General features: G+C 61.9%; 14 protein-coding genes. 10 read left to right on the forward strand and 4 right to left on the reverse strand.

Annotated elements, in window-relative coordinates:
* Positions 1 to 121 precede the first annotated feature (121 nt).
* Positions 122 to 1,927 (forward strand): ABC transporter transmembrane domain-containing protein, encoded by a 1,806-nt coding sequence (locus ICI42_RS05525; protein WP_188163484.1) that lies wholly within the window; start codon positions 122 to 124, stop codon positions 1,925 to 1,927.
* A gap of 41 nt (positions 1,928 to 1,968) precedes the next feature.
* Here ICI42_RS05525 and ICI42_RS05530 read toward each other — a convergent pair whose 3' ends face one another.
* From ICI42_RS05530 to fsa, 3 genes are all read right to left on the reverse strand, one after another.
* Positions 1,969 to 3,930 (reverse strand): DUF3857 domain-containing transglutaminase family protein, encoded by a 1,962-nt coding sequence (locus ICI42_RS05530; protein ID WP_188163485.1) that lies wholly within the window; start codon positions 3,928 to 3,930, stop codon positions 1,969 to 1,971.
* A 239-nt stretch (positions 3,931 to 4,169) separates the two neighbouring features.
* Positions 4,170 to 4,919 carry a DUF3750 domain-containing protein gene (locus ICI42_RS05535; protein ID WP_188163486.1) on the reverse strand — a complete coding sequence of 250 codons (750 nt, stop codon included), beginning with the start codon at positions 4,917 to 4,919 and terminating at the stop codon, positions 4,170 to 4,172.
* 174 nt (positions 4,920 to 5,093) lie between these two features.
* Positions 5,094 to 5,747 carry a fructose-6-phosphate aldolase gene (fsa, locus tag ICI42_RS05540; protein WP_188163487.1) on the reverse strand — a complete coding sequence of 218 codons (654 nt, stop codon included), beginning with the start codon at positions 5,745 to 5,747 and terminating at the stop codon, positions 5,094 to 5,096.
* A gap of 94 nt (positions 5,748 to 5,841) precedes the next feature.
* On the opposite strand from fsa, the gene ICI42_RS05545 reads away from it, so the two are divergent.
* The 8 genes from ICI42_RS05545 (at position 5,842) to ICI42_RS05580 (ending at position 15,079) form a co-directional block, all read left to right on the forward strand.
* Entirely contained in the window at positions 5,842 to 8,025 is a 2,184-nt protein-coding gene (locus ICI42_RS05545) for a primosomal protein N' (RefSeq protein WP_188163488.1), read from the forward strand.
* A 399-nt stretch (positions 8,026 to 8,424) separates the two neighbouring features.
* Positions 8,425 to 9,135, forward strand: a complete 711-nt coding sequence (locus ICI42_RS05550; RefSeq protein ID WP_188163489.1) for a DUF1428 domain-containing protein — start codon at positions 8,425 to 8,427, stop codon at positions 9,133 to 9,135.
* Positions 9,136 to 9,326: 191 nt separating this feature from the next.
* Entirely contained in the window at positions 9,327 to 9,722 is a 396-nt protein-coding gene (locus ICI42_RS05555) for an AGROH133_08824 family phage infection protein (RefSeq protein ID WP_188163490.1), read from the forward strand.
* Between the two features lie 226 nt (positions 9,723 to 9,948).
* On the forward strand, positions 9,949 to 10,506 hold the full coding sequence (locus tag ICI42_RS05560; protein WP_188163491.1) for a F0F1 ATP synthase subunit delta: 558 nt from the start codon (positions 9,949 to 9,951) through the stop codon (positions 10,504 to 10,506).
* Positions 10,506 to 12,035, forward strand: coding sequence for a F0F1 ATP synthase subunit alpha (atpA, locus tag ICI42_RS05565; RefSeq protein ID WP_188163492.1), 1,530 nt, complete (start codon positions 10,506 to 10,508; stop codon positions 12,033 to 12,035). The genes ICI42_RS05560 and atpA overlap by 1 nt, the downstream gene beginning before the upstream one ends.
* A 31-nt stretch (positions 12,036 to 12,066) precedes the next feature.
* On the forward strand, positions 12,067 to 12,948 hold the full coding sequence (locus ICI42_RS05570; RefSeq protein WP_188163493.1) for a F0F1 ATP synthase subunit gamma: 882 nt from the start codon (positions 12,067 to 12,069) through the stop codon (positions 12,946 to 12,948).
* Positions 12,949 to 13,045: 97 nt separating this feature from the next.
* A complete protein-coding gene (gene atpD, locus ICI42_RS05575; protein WP_188163494.1) occupies positions 13,046 to 14,575 on the forward strand; it encodes a F0F1 ATP synthase subunit beta in 1,530 nt (509 codons plus the stop codon).
* Between the two features lie 96 nt (positions 14,576 to 14,671).
* On the forward strand, positions 14,672 to 15,079 hold the full coding sequence (locus tag ICI42_RS05580) for a F0F1 ATP synthase subunit epsilon (RefSeq protein WP_188163495.1): 408 nt from the start codon (positions 14,672 to 14,674) through the stop codon (positions 15,077 to 15,079).
* Between the two features lie 81 nt (positions 15,080 to 15,160).
* On the opposite strand, the gene ICI42_RS05585 is transcribed toward ICI42_RS05580, so the two are convergent.
* Positions 15,161 to 15,868 (reverse strand): endonuclease III domain-containing protein, encoded by a 708-nt coding sequence (locus tag ICI42_RS05585; RefSeq protein WP_188163496.1) that lies wholly within the window; start codon positions 15,866 to 15,868, stop codon positions 15,161 to 15,163.
* Between the two features lie 131 nt (positions 15,869 to 15,999).
* Between ICI42_RS05585 and ICI42_RS05590 the strand changes: the two genes are divergently transcribed.
* A complete protein-coding gene (locus ICI42_RS05590) occupies positions 16,000 to 17,571 on the forward strand; it encodes a site-specific DNA-methyltransferase (RefSeq protein ID WP_188163497.1) in 1,572 nt (523 codons plus the stop codon).
* Positions 17,572 to 17,581 lie beyond the last annotated feature (10 nt).

Raw genomic sequence — 17,581 nt, forward strand, 5'->3', positions numbered from 1 at the left:
AACTCGAAGCCGCAGCTAGAAAGCCACGGCTTCTGAAACGGTCGGCGAGGCCTATACATCAGCCGAACTTGAATCACAAGGCCGCAGCGGGCATTTAGCCCAGGCAGGCCGAGGAACGAATATGGCATCGACAGCGGCAGACGATACGGAAACGCGGCGGCGTTCGCTGCGGCCGCTCTGGCGCCTTGCGCCGTATCTCGGGAAATATCCCAAGCTCGTGGCCGGCGCGCTCGCCGCGCTCGTTCTGGCCGCCGTCACCACGCTGACCTTGCCGCTCGCCGTGCGACGCATGATCGACCACGGCTTCTCCGGCGCCGATTCTGCCTTCATCGCGAACTACTTCCTGATGCTGGTCGCCATAGCGGCAATCCTGGCCCTGGCGTCCGCTCTTCGCTATTACTTCGTGATAACCCTGGGAGAGCGCATCGTCGCCGATCTGCGCGGCGACGTGTTTGCCCATGTCACGCGACTGTCGCCTTCCTTTTTCGACACGGCACAATCCGGCGAGATCGTCTCCCGGCTGACGGCGGACACCACGCAGATCAAATCCACCGTCGGTGCGACCGCGTCCGTCGCATTGCGCAATATCATCCTGACACTCGGCGCGCTGGCGATGATGGTGGTCACCAGCCCTAAACTGTCGGGGCTGGTTATTGCGGCAATCCCCCTCATCGTGCTGCCGCTGGTGGCTTTCGGCCGCTCGGTGCGGCGCCGGTCGCGGCTGGCGCAGGATACGCTGGCGGCGGCGACCGCCTATGCCTCGGAACAGATCGGCGCCGTGCGCACGCTACAGTCCTTCACCAACGAGGCACTGGTGACGCGGCATTTCCTGGGCAATGTCGAGACCGCTTTCCAGGCGGCGCGCCAGTCCATCGTCGCGCGCTCGTTCCTGACCTTCGTGGCGATCTTCATCATCTTCGGCTCGGTGGTCGCCGTCTTGTGGTTCGGCTCGCGCGATGTGCTTTCAGGCGCCATCTCGCCGGGAACGCTGAGCCAGTTCCTGCTCTATTCGGTGTTCGCGGCCGGCGCGCTTGGTGCTTTGTCGGAAGTCTGGGGCGAACTCAGCCAGGCTGCGGGCGCTGCCGAGCGCATCAGCGAGCTTCTGGCAGAACAGCCCGCCATCGCCTCGCCGGCCAAGCCGGTGGCGCTGCCGGTGCCCGCACGGGGCGCTGTGACCTTCGACGGTGTCAGCTTCTCCTATCCGGTGAGACCCGACAGGGCCGCGGTCCGCAATCTCAGCTTCTCCGTAGAGCCCGGCCAGACGGTCGCCATCGTCGGCCCTTCCGGCTCGGGCAAGAGCACCACGTTCTCGCTGCTGCTGCGCTTTTACGATCCCGAGACGGGCACGGTCAGCATTGATGGCGTCGACATCCGCAAGGCTTCGCTGGAGGCGGTTCGCCGCAGCATCGCCATCGTGCCGCAAGACGTGACCATCTTTGCCGCCACTGTGCGTGAAAACATCGGCTTCGGCCGCCCCGGCGCATCCGATGCCGAAGTGGAGGCGGCGGCCATGGCTGCCTATGCCGACGGCTTCATCCGCAATCTCGCAGACGGTTACGACACCCAAGTCGGCGAGCGCGGCGTCATGCTGTCGGGAGGCCAGAGACAGCGTATCGCCATTGCCCGCGCAATCCTGCGCGATGCCCCGATCCTGCTGCTGGACGAGGCGACATCGGCGCTCGACGCTGAAAGCGAGACGCTGGTGCAGGCAGCGCTCGAGCGGCTGATGCAGGACCGCACCACGATCGTCATCGCCCACCGCCTCGCGACCGTGCTCAAGGCTGACCGCATCCTGGTGCTGGCCGATGGCGAGATCGTCGAGGACGGTACGCATCAGAGCCTGGTCGCTCGAAACGGCGTCTATGCGCGCCTTGCGAAGCTGCAGTTCGAGCACGGCGCCCATGCGTTCAGGGGAGCGGCGGAGTAACGCCAGACGGGTCGGCGATGCCGTCTGGCGCGTTTAGGCACTCAATCCGTCTCGGGTTTTTCCGCATCGACATAGGCGAAATCATAGTTCCAGGCGTTGTTTTCTCGGGCATGCTTCAGGAACTTGGCATAATCGCCGATTTCCCCGACCGTGACGCGGTCCGCGAATGTCGACAGGTACCAGTCCAGTTCGAAGGTCGTCTTCGAATTGCTCCATTCCACATCGAAAATGCCGAACGACGTCACTCGCATGACATCTTCCTCCGGTCCGGCGAAACGTGCCTTCAGGTTCATCGCAGTCACGCGATGTCGTTTCAAAGTCGCGGGACCGAGCCAGATCGGCGACTTGCGTCCGACCCGGGTCGGATCCGGCAACTCGCTGGTTCCGACATCCGCCTTGATCGTAAAAGCCTCGATCAGGCCGTCTTGCTTCAGCGCCTCAGCCGGCAGGTTGTAACCCTCAATGGTCATAAGGACGTTGGAATCGCGGTTATCGTGCGTCCGCAACGGGTAGAGAATTTCAATTCCGGGATACGAATTGGCATAATATACGAGGTAGCTCTGTGCCGTTTTTGCCGCGGATTGTGCTCGAAGCTTCACACGCATCTGATCGGCCTGATAACCTTGATAGGTCGTGACGACGGTCAGGGTCAGCGGATCGCCGTCGCGTCGAGGAAAGACGAAGCGTTCATCGACGAACTGTGTTGGTTCCACCAGCATGCGCGGCGTGATTTTCTCCAGCTCGGCATTCGCGGACACCAGCGGCAGCGCATATCCGAAAGGTGGCGGCGCCAGATTGTCCGCCCGTCCGCCCTGGAGATAGTTGGTGGCGTCGATCCAGAAGGTCTCGACGCCTATTCGCGCGCGCACGATGACATGGTCGAACACATAGATCGACGGCAGGTAATTGGGCAGTGCCGTGCCGGTTTCAATATCGGTCAGAGCCACGTCCGCTGAGATGCCGAGCCTTCGCAGGCTTGTGGCCAATAGGAGAGCTTTATCCTTGCAATCGCCAAAGCCGCTTTCGACCACGGCTGAAGGCGGCCGTGGGATGTACGATCCGCTCCCCATGGAAAGGCTGACATAGCGGATGTCGTCCTGGACCAATCGCATGACCTCGATCAGGCGGTCCTTAGGTTTCTGATGCTTAGCTGCGATGTCGTCGAGTTTCGCTGCGAATGCTTCGGGAAGGGCGCTTTCTTTGTAGTGCGGAAGCACCGCGTCCACGATGTCCTGCCAGCTTCGGGCTGTGGAAAAATGGATCGCTGGCAGAATGTCCTCGTCCGGAGGCGTGTTTGCTTCCTTCGTACCGGGCTCGGGGTTCTTTGCCTCCCAGCTGTAGGAGGTCAGACCGCCTTCCGCGCGGACGGTCGGCTCAATGGGTGTGTTATATCGTTTGACGGTGACGGGCTGATCAGATGGCCAGATCATCTTTTCGCGAATGAGGCCGATTGGTCGATACCAACTGGCGTAAGTGTACGTGGAGATCAGATGCGGCCCGACATACGGTTTGGTATCGGTCGTGCGTGCGAAGTCGATGATATCGCCGATCCTGACGTCGTTGAGCTGGATGTAAACCGTCAGCCGTCCATCGAAAATGCCTCGCTCGGCATCAGGCTCCCGCCGAACGACATCGAATTTCGCGACCTCCAACTGATTTATGGTGGTGCCGTCGCGGACGATGTGAATGCGGTTGACCGTGACGGTGCTCGTTGCCGGGTTGAACGTGAAGGAGGCGGTCGCGCCTTCCTCCAATCCCGTCCGGTCGGTGACCCGATAGGCCCACCGGTCGAACGTTTCATAGCCTTCGGGGCGATAGCGAACTTGGCTGTCCGAAAGCAGATTGGCGATGCCATCATCGAACTGCTCTGCAACATCGGAAACCTGTTCCGGCAGGTCAACGAGTTCGACCCACTCGCCCACAGGCCCCTTCTCTACGGTCTCCGTGGCTGTTGCTTTCAGCCCATATCCCGAGAGGGAGATGAACAGAACGGCCAAGAACAAAAGTGCCTTATCCAAATACGGTCTTGCGATCTGCATAGCTTCCCCCAAAGCTTCCAGCATTGAGTAACATCATCGCCTCAAACCTGTATAGCGTCGTTTCACGACGACTCGCTTCATCAGTTCATAGCGAGCTGTCGTCGAAGCCCGTCGCCTCGTCGGCTGCGTCATCGACCTGAAAATCGGGATTGATATGCGGGATACGCAACCTCTTGCGTGTCAGGATATGACCTCCCCGCTGCTCACGCCTTCGGCCCGAGTTCGAAACGCCCATATGCGGGGATCTTCAGCGCTGGATGGGCGAGGTCGAAGCCGGCGACGAGCCCCATGAAATGTAGCTCCAAACCGGATCGCACGCCGGCAGCGAAACCGACGAGGCCGCCAAGCGTGAGGTGGACATCTCGGCCGTCGGGGGCAATGTCGAAGGCCGCGATGCCCGGTGCGAAGTCGCGACCGATCGCATTGGACGGCATTGTGGCACCCAGTCCCGGCACCGAACGCAGGACGTGGGCGACGAAGCTGTTCGAATTCGGTCCCGGCCAGAGGCGGTAGTCGCCGGCTTTGGAATAGGGATAGTCGGCGATTGCACGCTCGACAGCGGGGATCAGTTTTTCCGCGTCTGTCCCTTCCAGCGCCGAGACGATGACCGGTGCGTTCGAATACCAGCGGCCGTCAGCGGCATAGGCGTTGCGGCGAACCGGCGAGCCCCAGCCGACCTTATCATAGCGCTCATAGGCGGACTGTCCGGGCTTCTTGACCACGATCCAGCTGTGGACGGCGAATGCGCCCTTGAAGCCGCCGGTGCGGGCGGCAAGCACGTAGATGGCGGAATCGTCTGCCTTGGGTGCTGCGCGCAGCAAGCCGCTCGACGACCAGTCGGCGGCACGCCAATTTGCCGGACGATCCTGCAGCGCCCACCAGCCGAGGGTCGCCAGCGCCGGCAGGATGAACACGACAAGCAGGAAGAGAACGACGGATTTCAGAAGCCACATGCGGGAAGGTCTTGCCTCGGATTGCGAAACGCGGATGCGTTGCATTCGCGATGACACCCAATCTTTGGTGAAAGGATGACCGATGCGGGTGCCGATGCAAGCTTTGGGCGACGCCAAAGAAAAAGGGCGCGAAACTGGGTCCGCGCCCTTTACACAATACCGTGTCGGGAGAGATCAGCCGATCTTCTGGCCGGTCTTGGCCCAGTCGGCCAGGAACTGCTCCAGGCCCTTGTCGGTCAGCGGGTGTTTGACCAGCGCCTTCAGCGTTGCCGGTGGGATGGTGGCGACATCGGCACCGATCAGGGCAGCACGCTTAACGTGGTCGACCGAACGGATCGAGGCGGCGAGGATTTCGGTCTCGAAGCCGTAATTGTCATAGACCTGGCGGATCTCGGCGATGACTTCCATGCCGTCGAAGCCCATGTCGTCGAGACGGCCGATGAAGGGTGAGATGAAGGTCGCGCCGGCCTTGGCGGCGAGCAGCGCCTGGGTGGCCGAGAAGCACAGCGTGACATTGGTCTGGTGGCCGTCCGAGGTCAGCGCCTTGCAGGCCTTGAGGCCGTCGAGCGTCAGCGGCAGCTTGATGCAGATGTTGTCGGCGATCTTGGCGAGCACGGCGGCTTCGCGCATGATCTCGGCATATTCGGTCGCGGTGACCTCGGCGGAAACCGGTCCGTCGACGATGTCGCAGATTTCCTTGGTCACTTCCTTGATGTCGCGACCCGCCTTGAGGATCAGCGACGGGTTGGTGGTGACGCCATCGAGCAGTCCGAGATCGTTGAGTTCACGGATTTCCTTGACGTCGGCAGTATCGACGAAGAATTTCATGGCGGTCTCCTTGGGCCGTTGTTGTCACCGATGCCGGTGCGTTAAGCGATGTCGGGCTTTGCTCTAGACGAAAGTCGGGGCAAGGTCACGCGCAATGAATGAAGATTCGCTCAAAAGCCGCGCGGTGCCCGTGCTGGTGCCCATGCCGGCCGAACGCCCCTATTCCTATCTGGTGCCCGAACATATGTCGGTGCAGCCCGGATCGATCGTGCGCGTGCCGCTGGGGCCGCGCGAGGTGGCGGGCATTGTCTGGGACACGGCGGTCGATCAGGTCGATCCCCGCAAGCTCAGGCCGATCTCGCAAGTCTTCGACTGTCCGCTCATCGATGCAAAGACGCGGCGCTTCGTCGATTGGGTGGCGAGCTACACGTTGTCGCCGCCCGGCATGGTGGCGCGCATGCTGCTGCGCGCGCCGGAAGCGTTCGATCCGCAGCCCTGGACCGAGGCGCTGAAACGCACCGAACGACTGCCCGACCGGATGACGGCGGCGCGCGAACGCGTGCTCGAGATGGCCGCCGACGGGCTCGCCTGGACTCGGTCGGGGCTGGCGCATGCGGCGGGTGTGTCCTCCACCGTGGTCGAAGGGCTGAAAGCCCAGGGCGTGTTCGAGACCGTCATGGTGCCGCCCCGGCCGGTGGTGGCGGAGCCCGACCCATCCTACGGCCGGGCGGAACTGACCGGCGACCAGGCTGCGGCGGCCGAGACGTTGAGGGAGCAGGCTGAAGGCGGCATTTTCGGCGTCACCCTGATCGACGGCGTGACCGGGTCGGGCAAGACGGAGGTCTATTTCGAAGCCGTGGCGGCGGCGATCAAGCGGGGGCACCAGGTGCTGATCCTGCTGCCTGAAATCGCCTTGACCCAGGCTTTTCTCGACCGCTTCCACGACCGGTTCGGCACCAAGCCGGCGGAATGGCATTCCGACCTGCCGCCGCGCATGCGTGAAAAAGTCTGGCGGCAGGTGGCCGAAGGCACGGTGCGGGTGGTGGCCGGCGCGCGCTCGGCGTTGTTTTTACCGTTCAACGATCTCGGTCTGATCGTCGTCGATGAAGAACACGACCCCGCTTACAAGCAGGAGGACCGGGTCTTCTATAACGCCAGAGACATGGCCGTGGTGCGCGCTCATATCGGCGGCTTTCCGGTCGTGCTGGCGTCGGCGACGCCGTCGGTTGAAAGCCGGGTCAATGCCGAGCAGGGGCGCTATGCGCGCGCGGTGCTGCCGGGCCGTTTCGCAGATGCCGCACTGCCGCATCTGGCCACCATCGACATGCGTCGGGCGCCGCCCGCGCGGGGCGGTTTCCTGTCGCCGGTGCTGCTTGCCAAGATGCGCGAGACGCTGGAGCGGAAGGAGCAGTCGCTGCTGTTTCTCAACCGGCGCGGCTATGCGCCGCTGACCTTGTGCCGGGTCTGCGGGCATCGTTTCGGCTGTCCCGTCTGCTCGTCCTGGCTGGTCGAACACCGGTTTCGCGGCCAACTCGTCTGCCACCATTGCGGCCATACCGAAAAGCGCCCGGAAGCCTGTCCGGAATGCGGCACGCTCGATCATCTTGTGGCCTGCGGGCCGGGCGTCGAGCGCATCGCGGAAGAAGTCGTCGCGCATTTCCCCGATGCGCGCACCATCGTGCTGTCGTCCGACATGCTGGGGGGCGTGAAGCGGCTCAGGCTCGAACTGGAGGCGATTTCCAAGGGCGAGGCGGATATCGTCATCGGCACGCAGCTGGTGGCCAAGGGGCACAATTTCCCGAACATGACGCTGGTCGGCGTGGTCGATGCCGATCTCGGCCTTGCCAATGGCGATCCGCGCGCGGCGGAGCGCACCTTCCAGTTGCTCAGCCAGGTGACCGGCAGGGCAGGGCGCACCGGCAAAAAGAGCCTGGGATTGCTGCAGACCTTCCAACCCGACCATCCGGTGATGCGGGCGATTGTCTCAGGCGATTCGGAAGCGTTTTACGACCGCGAGATCACCGAGCGCGAGAAAGCCCACCTGCCGCCCTTCGGAAGGCTTGCGGGCATCATTGTCAGTGCCGCCACCCGGCCGGAAGCCGAATCGCACGCGCGCGGCCTGCGCAAGGCAGCTCCCGACAGTCGCGACATCCATGTGCTTGGCCCCGCGGAAGCGCCGCTTGCCTTGCTCAACGGTCGCCATCGCTTCCGCCTCCTGGTCCAGGGCGAGAAACGCTCGGACATGCAGGCCTATATCAAGGCGCTTCTTGCGGCGGGCCCGAAGATACGAGGCTCCGTGCGCGTGCAGGTGGATATCGATCCGCAGAGTTTTCTCTGAGGCTGTTCGGCGGCATGCAACGTCCAATTGGCCCCCTCCGGCCTTCGCGCTACCTCCCCCTAAACGAAGGAGGATGGGCGGCGGCGTTTCCGGCAATCCTCCCCTGCGGAGCGGGGAGGTGGCGCGAAGGGCCGGAGGGGGCTCGCAACGACGGGAAGATTGATCATGGACACGGCCTAACGCTCTTGCGGCACCAAACCGCCTCTTCGTCTCCACAGTGGCGACGGGGCGGTGCGCCGTTCCGGCGGCGGTATGACGAGCTGTTGTCACGGAATGTCAGCAATCTGCCAGCGAAGCTTGACCCGCTCGTATTGAGTTGATATCAACTTAATTACTCAAACGAGGAACGCCGGCACACGAAATCGCGTTTGCCTGGCAGTGAATGAGAGGAGACTTCGGATGGCTTATATCGAAGGGTTCGTTGCCGCGGTTCCCGCCGCCAACAAGGACATATACACCAAGCATGCGACCGAGGCCTGGACGCTGATCAAGGAATTCGGCGCCAGCCGCATGGTCGAGACCTGGGGCGATGACGTGCCCGACGGCAAGGTTACCGATTTCAGGGGCGCGGTGAAGGCCAAAGACGACGAGGTCGTGGTGTTTTCCTGGTTCGAATTTCCGTCCAAGGAGGCGCGCGACGCGGCCAACGCGAAGATGATGGAGGATCCGCGCATGGAGGAGATGGGCAAATCCATGCCTTTCGACGGCAAGCGCATGATCTATGGCGGCTTCGATACCCTTGTGGACGAGGGAAAGGGCGGCAAGGTGGGTTACGTCGACGGCTCGCTGATCGCCGTGCCGACCGCGAACAAGGCGGCCTACAAGGAGATGGCCTTGAAGGCCGGCGAGTTGTTCAAGGAGTATGGCGCGTTGCGCGTGGTCGATGCCTGGGGGGACGATGTGCCGGACGGCAAGGTCACCGACTACAAGGGCGCGGTTAAGGCCAAGGACGACGAGACGGTGGTCTATGGCTGGGTGGAATGGCCCTCCAAGGAGGTTCGAGACGCCAGTTGGGGCAAGCTTATGGCCGATTCGCGCATGCAGTTCGAAATGCCTTTCGACGGTCAGCGCATGGTGCATGGCGGGTTTTCGCCGATTCTCGACTTCTGATCGCCTTTCCAATTCGATTACGCAAAGGGCGCGGCGGCAAGCTGCGCCCTTTGCTTTTGCGGTCGTGAAATCCTCTCGCGGCGGCAATTGGCTTCGACTACACTGCAGCGGAATCACCTGCGGGTCGTGCATCGGGACGGAAAAGCACGGTCGCGTCAGTTTTAAAACATGCGGCAGCGTGGAGAGGCATCATGGAATTCGCGTTTCCCTGGCCGTTGAGCCAGGGCGAGTGGCTGGCGTGGATGTCGGCGGCGATAACGCTGCTGTTCGGCATCGTGCTGTTCTTTTTTCCCGGCCTGTCCTTCCGTCTGCTCAGGTTGCAGCCGCGCCCGGATGTTCCGTCCGCCCTTGCGGAAGGACGCTCGACCATGGCCGGTTTTTATCTCGGAGTCGGACTGTGCTGCATTCTGCTCGCGCAGCCGCTGGTTTATCTGACGCTCGGCTTTTCCTGGCTGTTTACCGTGTTCGGAAGGATCATCGGGATGCTGTCAGACAATGCCAACACGCCCTACAATTGGCTGGCACTGATTATCCAGCTGGCTTTGGCCATACTGCCGCTGGGGTTTGCTTTCGGCCTTTGGCCGTGAATCCGCCCATCGGGGCCTGCCGTGCGACAAAGTGTATGAAAAGGTTGTTAGAGGACGTGTTGCGGTCCTGAAAAGCGTGTGCTAGACGGCAATCGACTTTCGGCCGGGGGATTGCGGCAGCCGCAAGCCCCGTGGCTATAAACTAAATAAGGTCAAAGGTTTAGCCAGAGTATACTGCTCGCGCCAATAACCCTGCGGCCTGTCAGAAAAAGAGAAAAGACGGTCCGTGGCCCAATCTTCGCCAATATCCGGTGTTGCCGAGCGTTATGCGGGTTCTTTGTTCGCCCTCGCTCTCGAAGCTGGCTCCGTTGAAGCGGTCGAGCGGGACCTCGGCAGTTTCGAGCAGATGCTGGAAGGCAGCGCCGACCTGCAGCGCCTGATCAAGAGCCCGGTGTTCACCGGTGAAGATCAGGCAAAGGCGATCACCGCCATTCTCGCCAAGGCGCAGATTTTCGGTCTTGCTGCCAACTTCCTTCGCGTCGTCGCCCAGAACCGCCGGCTGTTCGTCGTCGAGGGCATGATCAAGGCGTATCGCCGCATCGCCGCCGAGCATCGCGGTGAAGTTGCCGCCGATGTCACTTCGGCGCACGACCTGACGCCTGCGCAGCAGACGGAACTGAAGGTGGCGCTGAAGAGCGTTGCCGGCAAGGACGTTGCGATTTCGGTCACGGTCGATCCCTCGCTTCTCGGCGGTCTCGTCGTGAAGATGGGCTCGCGCCAGATCGATACGTCGCTCAAAACCAAACTCAATTCGCTCAAGCTTGCACTGAAAGAGGTCGGCTGATGGACATCCGCGCCGCGGAAATTTCCGCAATTCTGAAGGACCAGATCAAGAATTTCGGCCAGGAAGCCGAGGTTTCCGAAGTTGGTCAGGTTCTCTCCGTTGGTGACGGCATCGCCCGCGTCTACGGTCTCGACAACGTCCAGGCGGGCGAAATGGTCGAGTTCCCCGGCGGCGTGCGCGGCATGGCGCTGAACCTTGAAAGCGACAATGTCGGCGTCGTCATCTTCGGCGCCGACCGCGACATCAAGGAAGGCGACACCGTCAAGCGGACTGGCGCCATCGTCGACGTTCCGGTCGGTCCCGGCCTGCTTGGCCGCGTCGTTGACGCGCTCGGCAATCCGATCGACGGCAAGGGTCCGATCCAGGGTGTCGAACGTCGCCGCGTCGACGTCAAGGCGCCAGGCATCATCCCCCGCAAGTCGGTGCATGAGCCGATGTCGACCGGCCTCAAGGCCATCGACGCGCTCATCCCGGTCGGCCGCGGCCAGCGCGAGCTGGTCATCGGTGACCGTCAGACCGGCAAGACCGCGATCATTCTCGACACGATGCTGAACCAGAAGGCGGTTCACGACAGCGGTCCGGAAAAGGAAAAACTCTACTGCGTCTACGTCGCCGTCGGCCAGAAGCGCTCGACCGTCGCGCAGTTCGTGAAAATCCTCGAAGAGCGCGGTGCGCTCGAATATTCGATCATCGTCGCTGCCACTGCTTCCGATCCGGCTCCGATGCAGTTCCTGGCGCCGTTCGCCGGCTGCACCATGGGCGAATATTTCCGCGACAACGGTCAGCATGCGCTGATCTCTTATGACGATCTGTCCAAGCAGGCCGTCGCCTATCGTCAGATGTCGCTCCTACTGCGTCGTCCGCCCGGTCGCGAAGCCTATCCCGGCGACGTGTTCTACCTGCACTCCCGTCTGCTTGAGCGCGCCGCCAAGATGAACGACGAGCTCGGCGCTGGTTCGCTGACCGCTCTGCCGGTCATCGAGACGCAGGCCAACGACGTGTCGGCCTACATCCCGACCAACGTGATCTCGATCACCGACGGCCAGATCTTCCTCGAAACCAACCTGTTCTTCCAGGGTATCCGCCCTGCAGTGAACGTCGGTCTGTCGGTTTCGCGCGTCGGTTCCGCCGCGCAGATCAAGGCGATGAAGCAGGTTGCCGGCTCGATCAAGGGCGAGCTCGCGCAGTATCGCGAGATGGCCGCCTTCGCACAGTTCGGTTCCGATCTGGATGCTGCGACGCAGCGTCTTCTCAATCGCGGTGCGCGCCTGACCGAGCTGCTCAAGCAGCCGCAGTTCTCGCCGCTCAAGGTCGAGGAACAAGTCGCGGTGATCTTCGCCGGCGTCAACGGCTATCTCGACAAGCTGCCGATCAATCAGGTGTCGAAGTTCGAGCAGGGCCTGTTGTCGCATATGCGTTCGACCGGCAAGGCCGTGCTCGATGGCATTCGCACCGAAAAGGCTCTGTCGGATGATCTTCGCGCCAAGTTGAAGGCCGAGATCGACGCCTTCGCCAAGTCCTTCGCGTAAGCGAAGAAGCCGACGGAACCAGGGTTGAAGCATGCCTTCACTGAAAGAGCTTCGTAACCGTATCGCCTCGGTCAAGGCGACGCAGAAAATCACCAAGGCGATGCAGATGGTCGCCGCGGCGAAGCTGCGCCGCGCGCAGGAGGCTGCGGAGGCTGCACGGCCCTATTCCCAACGAATGGGCGCGGTGCTGGCCAACATCACGGCCGCGGTCGGCGACGGCGGAGACGCGCCAGCGCTGATGACCGGTACCGGCAAGGACGATGTGCATCTGCTCGTCGTCTGCACGGCGGAGCGCGGTCTTTGCGGCGGCTTCAACAGCCAGATCGCGCGTTTTGCGCGCGATCATATCCGCAGGTTGCTGGCTGCCGGCAAGACGGTGAAGATCATCTGCGTTGGCAAGAAGGGCTACGACATCCTTCGTCGCGACTATGGCTCGCTGATCATCGACCGGATCGATCTGCGCGAGGTCAAGACGCTGGGGTTCGTCAATGCGGACGCCATCGCCAAGAAGGTGATTTCGCTGTTCAACGAAGGCCAGTTCGACGTCGCGACGCTGTTCTATTCGGAATTCAAGTCTGTCATCAGTCAGGTGCCGACCGCGCAGCAGATCATTCCAGGTGCGGCTCCCGCCGTCGCCCAGGACGATGCAGCAGGCGGCGCGATCTACGAATACGAGCCGGAGCCGGGCGCGATCCTGAGCGACTTGATTCCGCGCAACATCTCGGTGCAGATATTCCGCGCGCTGCTTGAGAACGCCGCCGGCGAGATGGGCGCCAAGATGAGCGCCATGGACAATGCGACGCGCAATGCGGGCGACATGATCAACAAGCTGTCGATCACGTATAACCGCCAGCGTCAGGCGCAGATCACCAAGGAACTGATCGAGATCATTTCGGGCGCGGAAGCGCTCTAGCCCGCGCGCCCGTTTCGGGCGTGCGACCGCATGGACATGGAAGATTACGGCCTGATCGAACCGATCACGCCCTAACGGACGAAAAAGGGTAACAAGGATGGCGAAAGCAGCGACCCCGAAAGCGGCTCCCGCAGCCGAGAAAGCTCCCGCAAAGCGGGCGGTGACCGCCAGGGCGCCGGCAGCTGTAACGACCGCTGCACTGGGTGCGACCGGAGCGGTCGGCGAGGTGCGTCAGGTCATCGGCGCGGTTGTCGACGTGCAGTTCGAAGACCATCTGCCGGCGATCCTGAACGCGGTGGAGACCGACAATGGCGGCAACCGCCTGGTCATGGAAGTGGCACAGCATCTGGGTGAAAACACCGTGCGCTGCATCGCCATGGACTCAACCGACGGTCTGGTTCGCGGCCAGCAGGTCGTCGACACGGGTGCCCCGATCATGGTTCCGGTCGGTCCTGAAATGCTCGGCCGCATCATCAACGTCATCGGCGAGCCGGTCGACGAAGCAGGCCCCATCACCGCGACCCAGACGCGCGGCATCCACCAGCCGGCTCCGGCCTATGTCGAGCAGTCGACGGAAGCGCAGATCCTGATCACGGGCATCAAGGTTCTCGATCTTCTGGCTCCGTACGCCAAGGGCGGCAAGATCGGCCTGTTCGGCGGCGCCGGCGTCGGCAAGACGGTCCTGATCCAGGAACTGATCAACAACATCGCCAAGGCGCATGGCGGTTACTCGGTGTTTGCCGGCGTTGGCGAGCGTACCCGCGAGGGCAACGATCTCTATCACGAATTCATCGAATCCGGCGTCAACCAAAAGGGCGGCGGCGAGGGCTCGAAGGCCGCACTTGTGTACGGCCAGATGAACGAGCCGCCCGGTGCGCGCGCCCGTGTCGCTCTGACCGGTCTGACGGTTGCGGAATATTTCCGCGATGAGGGCCAGGACGTGCTGTTCTTCGTCGACAACATCTTCCGCTTCACCCAGGCAGGTTCGGAAGTGTCGGCTCTCCTTGGCCGTATTCCTTCGGCCGTGGGCTATCAGCCGACGCTTGCCACCGACATGGGCATGCTGCAGGAGCGCATCACGACGACCCACAAGGGCTCGATCACCTCGGTGCAGGCCATTTACGTCCCCGCCGACGACTTGACCGATCCGGCGCCTGCTACATCCTTCGCCCACTTGGACGCGACGACCACGCTGAACCGCTCGATTGCCGAAAAGGGTATCTACCCGGCCGTCGATCCGCTCGACTCGACCTCGCGCATGCTCGACCCGCTGGTCGTCGGCGATGAGCATTACGGCGTTGCCCGCCAGGTGCAGTCGATCCTCCAGCGCTACAAGTCGCTGCAGGACATCATCGCCATCCTGGGCATGGACGAACTGTCCGAAGAGGACAAGCTGACGGTGGCGCGCGCGCGCAAGATCGAACGCTTCCTGTCGCAGCCGTTCTTCGTCGCCGAAGTCTTCACCGGTGCGCCGGGCAAGCTCGTCGACCTCGCCGACACCATCAAGGGCTTCAAAGGCCTCTGCAACGGCGAGTACGATCACCTTCCGGAAGCCGCCTTCTACATGGTCGGCACCATCGAGGAAGCGGTCGAGAAGGCCCAGCGTCTGGCTGCGGAAGCAGCTTAACCAAAGCGAGTAGCGAAGAGGGAGTAGCGAATAGGGATTTCGAAGGCTTAAGGCGACATCGTCGCTATTCGCTATTCGCTATTCGCTAAACAGAACATGGCTGAAGCTTTCCAGTTCGAACTCGTCTCTCCCGAGCGCTTGCTCGTGTCGGAAAAGATCGAGTCAGTCGTCATTCCGGCAACGGAAGGCGAAATGACCGTCATGGCCAACCACGCTCCGGTCATGACCACGGTCAAGCCCGGCGTCGTGACGGTGAAGACCGTCGGTGGCCAGGAAGAACGCTATGTCGTGTTCGGCGGTTTCGCCGATATCCTGCCCACCGGCTGCACGCTTCTGGCGGAGTCGGCGACCGCGGTGAAGCACATCGACCGCGCGGACCTTGCGCAGCGTATCCAGGATGCCCGCGAGGACGTCGCGGACGCCAAGGACGATCATTCCCGTACAAAGGCCGAAGAGTTCCTGCACCAACTGACGACGCTGGAAGGCGCTGTCATCCCAGCCTGAGGGTGGATGTACTGAAGTCTCAAAAGCCGGGCCTGCGAAGGTCCGGCTTTTTATTTTGGCGGGATGCTATCTCGTTCCCCATCAAGCTCGGGCATAGAGGCAGGTTCGCGCCACCGGACATGAGTTGCATTGCGGGTTGCTGTGGGTACAGGTCTGCTGACCGAAGCGTTTCATCAGCCGGTGAAGCTCTTCCAGTTCCTGCGCGGACCAGCTTGGGCAGCGCGCCATGACCGCTTCGAAGGCGATCCGGGCGTCCGCTCCGGCCCGCAGCACGCCTTGCCGGGTGAGAATCCGGATAATGTGTGTGTCGGCGACGAAGGCCGGCCGGGCGAGAGAGGTGAAGTTCAGCACCGAGGCGGATACTTTGCGGCCGACACCGGGAAGGCGCTCGAGCCACCGCAAGGCATCCATCACCGGCCATGCGGCGAGGAATGAAAGATCGAAATCCGGCGCGATCTTGCCGACCGTCTGCAGCGTGCGGTGAAGATGGTCGGCCTTGTCTTCGGCATAGGTGACGGGGTGGATGGTCTCCAGCAATTCGTCAGGCTTGGCGAGAGCCATCGCCGGCCAGGTTTCATGACGTTCCAACAGGCGCCAATAGGCAGCCCATGATACGTCATCAAGCGTCTTGCTGCTGAGCAGCGATTTGACGAGTTGACCAATTGGCGACAGCCGCTCATAGGGCCGCGACGGCAGTTTCACCGCCGACCGCAGGCTCTCCTGGAGCGCGCCGATCTCGTTCCTGTTCTCGAATGCGAAAGCCAACTGCATCGATCTGATATGGAACAAATTGCGAACATCTTGAAGGCGTCGACTTTGATTTTTTATGAGGCTTACTACCACAGATTGTGATTGGGCCCTTTACGATAAGAATACAATCTATAAGAGTATTCAGGGCAGATACTCGGAGGAGTGGCGGAATGGTTGATCGCAGGGGGCGTCTTGAACTCGTCTGGGTCAACAAGGACGACCGCCCTCTGCTGGAGCCCCGCATTCTTCTTGAAGAGGATAGCAAGAGTTACCCGCCCGGCGCCGCGTCGGACAACATGTTGATCTTTGGAGACAATCTGCTTGCGCTGAAGGCCCTGGAGCAGGATTTCGCCGGCAAGGTGAAGTGCTGCTTCATCGACCCTCCGTATAATACCGGCAGCGCTTTCACGCATTATGACGATGGGATGGAGCACTCTATCTGGCTGGGCCTGATGCGCGACCGGCTGGAACTCATCCGCAACTTGCTGTCTGAAGACGGCTCTCTGTGGATCAGCATCGACGACAATGAAGCGCATTACCTCAAGGTGCTGTGCGACGAGATCTTCGGGCGTATCAATTTCGTTGCCAATGTCGTCTGGCAGAAGCGGACCTCGCCAGATGCGCGGCTTGGCTTGGGCGGTGCGCATGATCACATTCTCGTCTTCGCCAAGGATGCGAGCAAACTGAAATTCCGGCCCATTCTCCGCAGCGACAAGCAAACCAAGGGCTATCGCAATCCCGACAATGATCCGCGTGGACCATGGACCTCGTCCGACTTTACGGCCCAAGGTTATCGTCCTAACCAGATGTATGAGATCGTCACGCCCGGCGGCGCGCGGCACAAGCCGCAGGCTGGCCGGTGCTGGAAGAACATCGAGCCTGTTTTTCGGCAGCTTGTGGAGGATAACCGCGTCTATTTCGGCAGGGATGGCAAGGGCGTTCCCCGACGCAAGACCTTCCTATCCGAAAGCGAAGGCATTGCTGCTTGGAGTTGGTGGAACAATGAGGATGTCGGCCACAATCAGGAAGCGAAGAAAGAGAGCATCGTATTGTTTGGTGCAGCCGATGCCTTTGCTACGCCCAAGCCCGAGCGGCTGATCAAGCGGGTACTGGAGATCGCCACCGATCCCGGCGACCTCGTGCTCGATTCTTTTGCCGGATCCGGCACCACTGGCGCGGTTGCTCACAAGATGGGACGGCGCTGGATCATGGTCGAACTTGGCGAGCACTGCCACACCCATATCCTGCCGCGCCTGCGTAAGGTGGTCGATGGCAGTGACGTGGGCGGCGTGACCAAGACGCTGGGTTGGACAGGCGGCGGCGCGTTCCGCTATTTCAAGCTCGCGCCGTCGCTGCTGCAGAAAGACCTGTTCGGCCGCCCCGTGATTGCACAGGACTATGACGCTGCCATGCTGGCGCGCGCCGTCTGCAGGATTGAAGGCTTCACCTATGCGCCGAGCGATATCTTCCACTGGCAGCACGGCTACTCCACCGAAAGCGATTTCATCTATGTGACGCCGAAGGTTCTGGACGCGGAGGAACTGGCGCTGCTGGATGAACAAGTCGGTCGGCGGCAAAGTCTGCTTGTGATGTGCCGCGCTTTCCGTGCTCATGCTGGCCGCTTCGAGCGGCTGACAGTGCGCAAGATTCCGGGGCATCTGCTGGCGTCCTGCGATTGGGGCCGTGACGACTACAGCCTGCCTTCGGCGAGGCTGGCACCCGAAGCGGCGGCGGATTACTGAGCGGCTTAAC

It is taken from the genome of Oryzicola mucosus (assembly GCF_014534685.1).
Lineage (GTDB): Bacteria > Pseudomonadota > Alphaproteobacteria > Rhizobiales > Rhizobiaceae > Oryzicola > Oryzicola mucosus.

Coding starts and splice junctions, on each gene's coding strand:
- ICI42_RS05525 (WP_188163484.1), top strand. CDS start 122: ATGGCATCGACAGCGGCAGACGATACGGAAACGCGGCGGCGTTCGCTG.
- ICI42_RS05535 (WP_188163486.1), bottom strand. CDS start 4,919: ATGTGGCTTCTGAAATCCGTCGTTCTCTTCCTGCTTGTCGTGTTCATC.
- fsa (WP_188163487.1), bottom strand. CDS start 5,747: ATGAAATTCTTCGTCGATACTGCCGACGTCAAGGAAATCCGTGAACTC.
- ICI42_RS05545 (WP_188163488.1), top strand. CDS start 5,842: ATGAATGAAGATTCGCTCAAAAGCCGCGCGGTGCCCGTGCTGGTGCCC.
- ICI42_RS05550 (WP_188163489.1), top strand. CDS start 8,425: ATGGCTTATATCGAAGGGTTCGTTGCCGCGGTTCCCGCCGCCAACAAG.
- ICI42_RS05555 (WP_188163490.1), top strand. CDS start 9,327: ATGGAATTCGCGTTTCCCTGGCCGTTGAGCCAGGGCGAGTGGCTGGCG.
- atpA (WP_188163492.1), top strand. CDS start 10,506: ATGGACATCCGCGCCGCGGAAATTTCCGCAATTCTGAAGGACCAGATC.
- ICI42_RS05570 (WP_188163493.1), top strand. CDS start 12,067: ATGCCTTCACTGAAAGAGCTTCGTAACCGTATCGCCTCGGTCAAGGCG.
- atpD (WP_188163494.1), top strand. CDS start 13,046: ATGGCGAAAGCAGCGACCCCGAAAGCGGCTCCCGCAGCCGAGAAAGCT.
- ICI42_RS05580 (WP_188163495.1), top strand. CDS start 14,672: ATGGCTGAAGCTTTCCAGTTCGAACTCGTCTCTCCCGAGCGCTTGCTC.
- ICI42_RS05590 (WP_188163497.1), top strand. CDS start 16,000: ATGGTTGATCGCAGGGGGCGTCTTGAACTCGTCTGGGTCAACAAGGAC.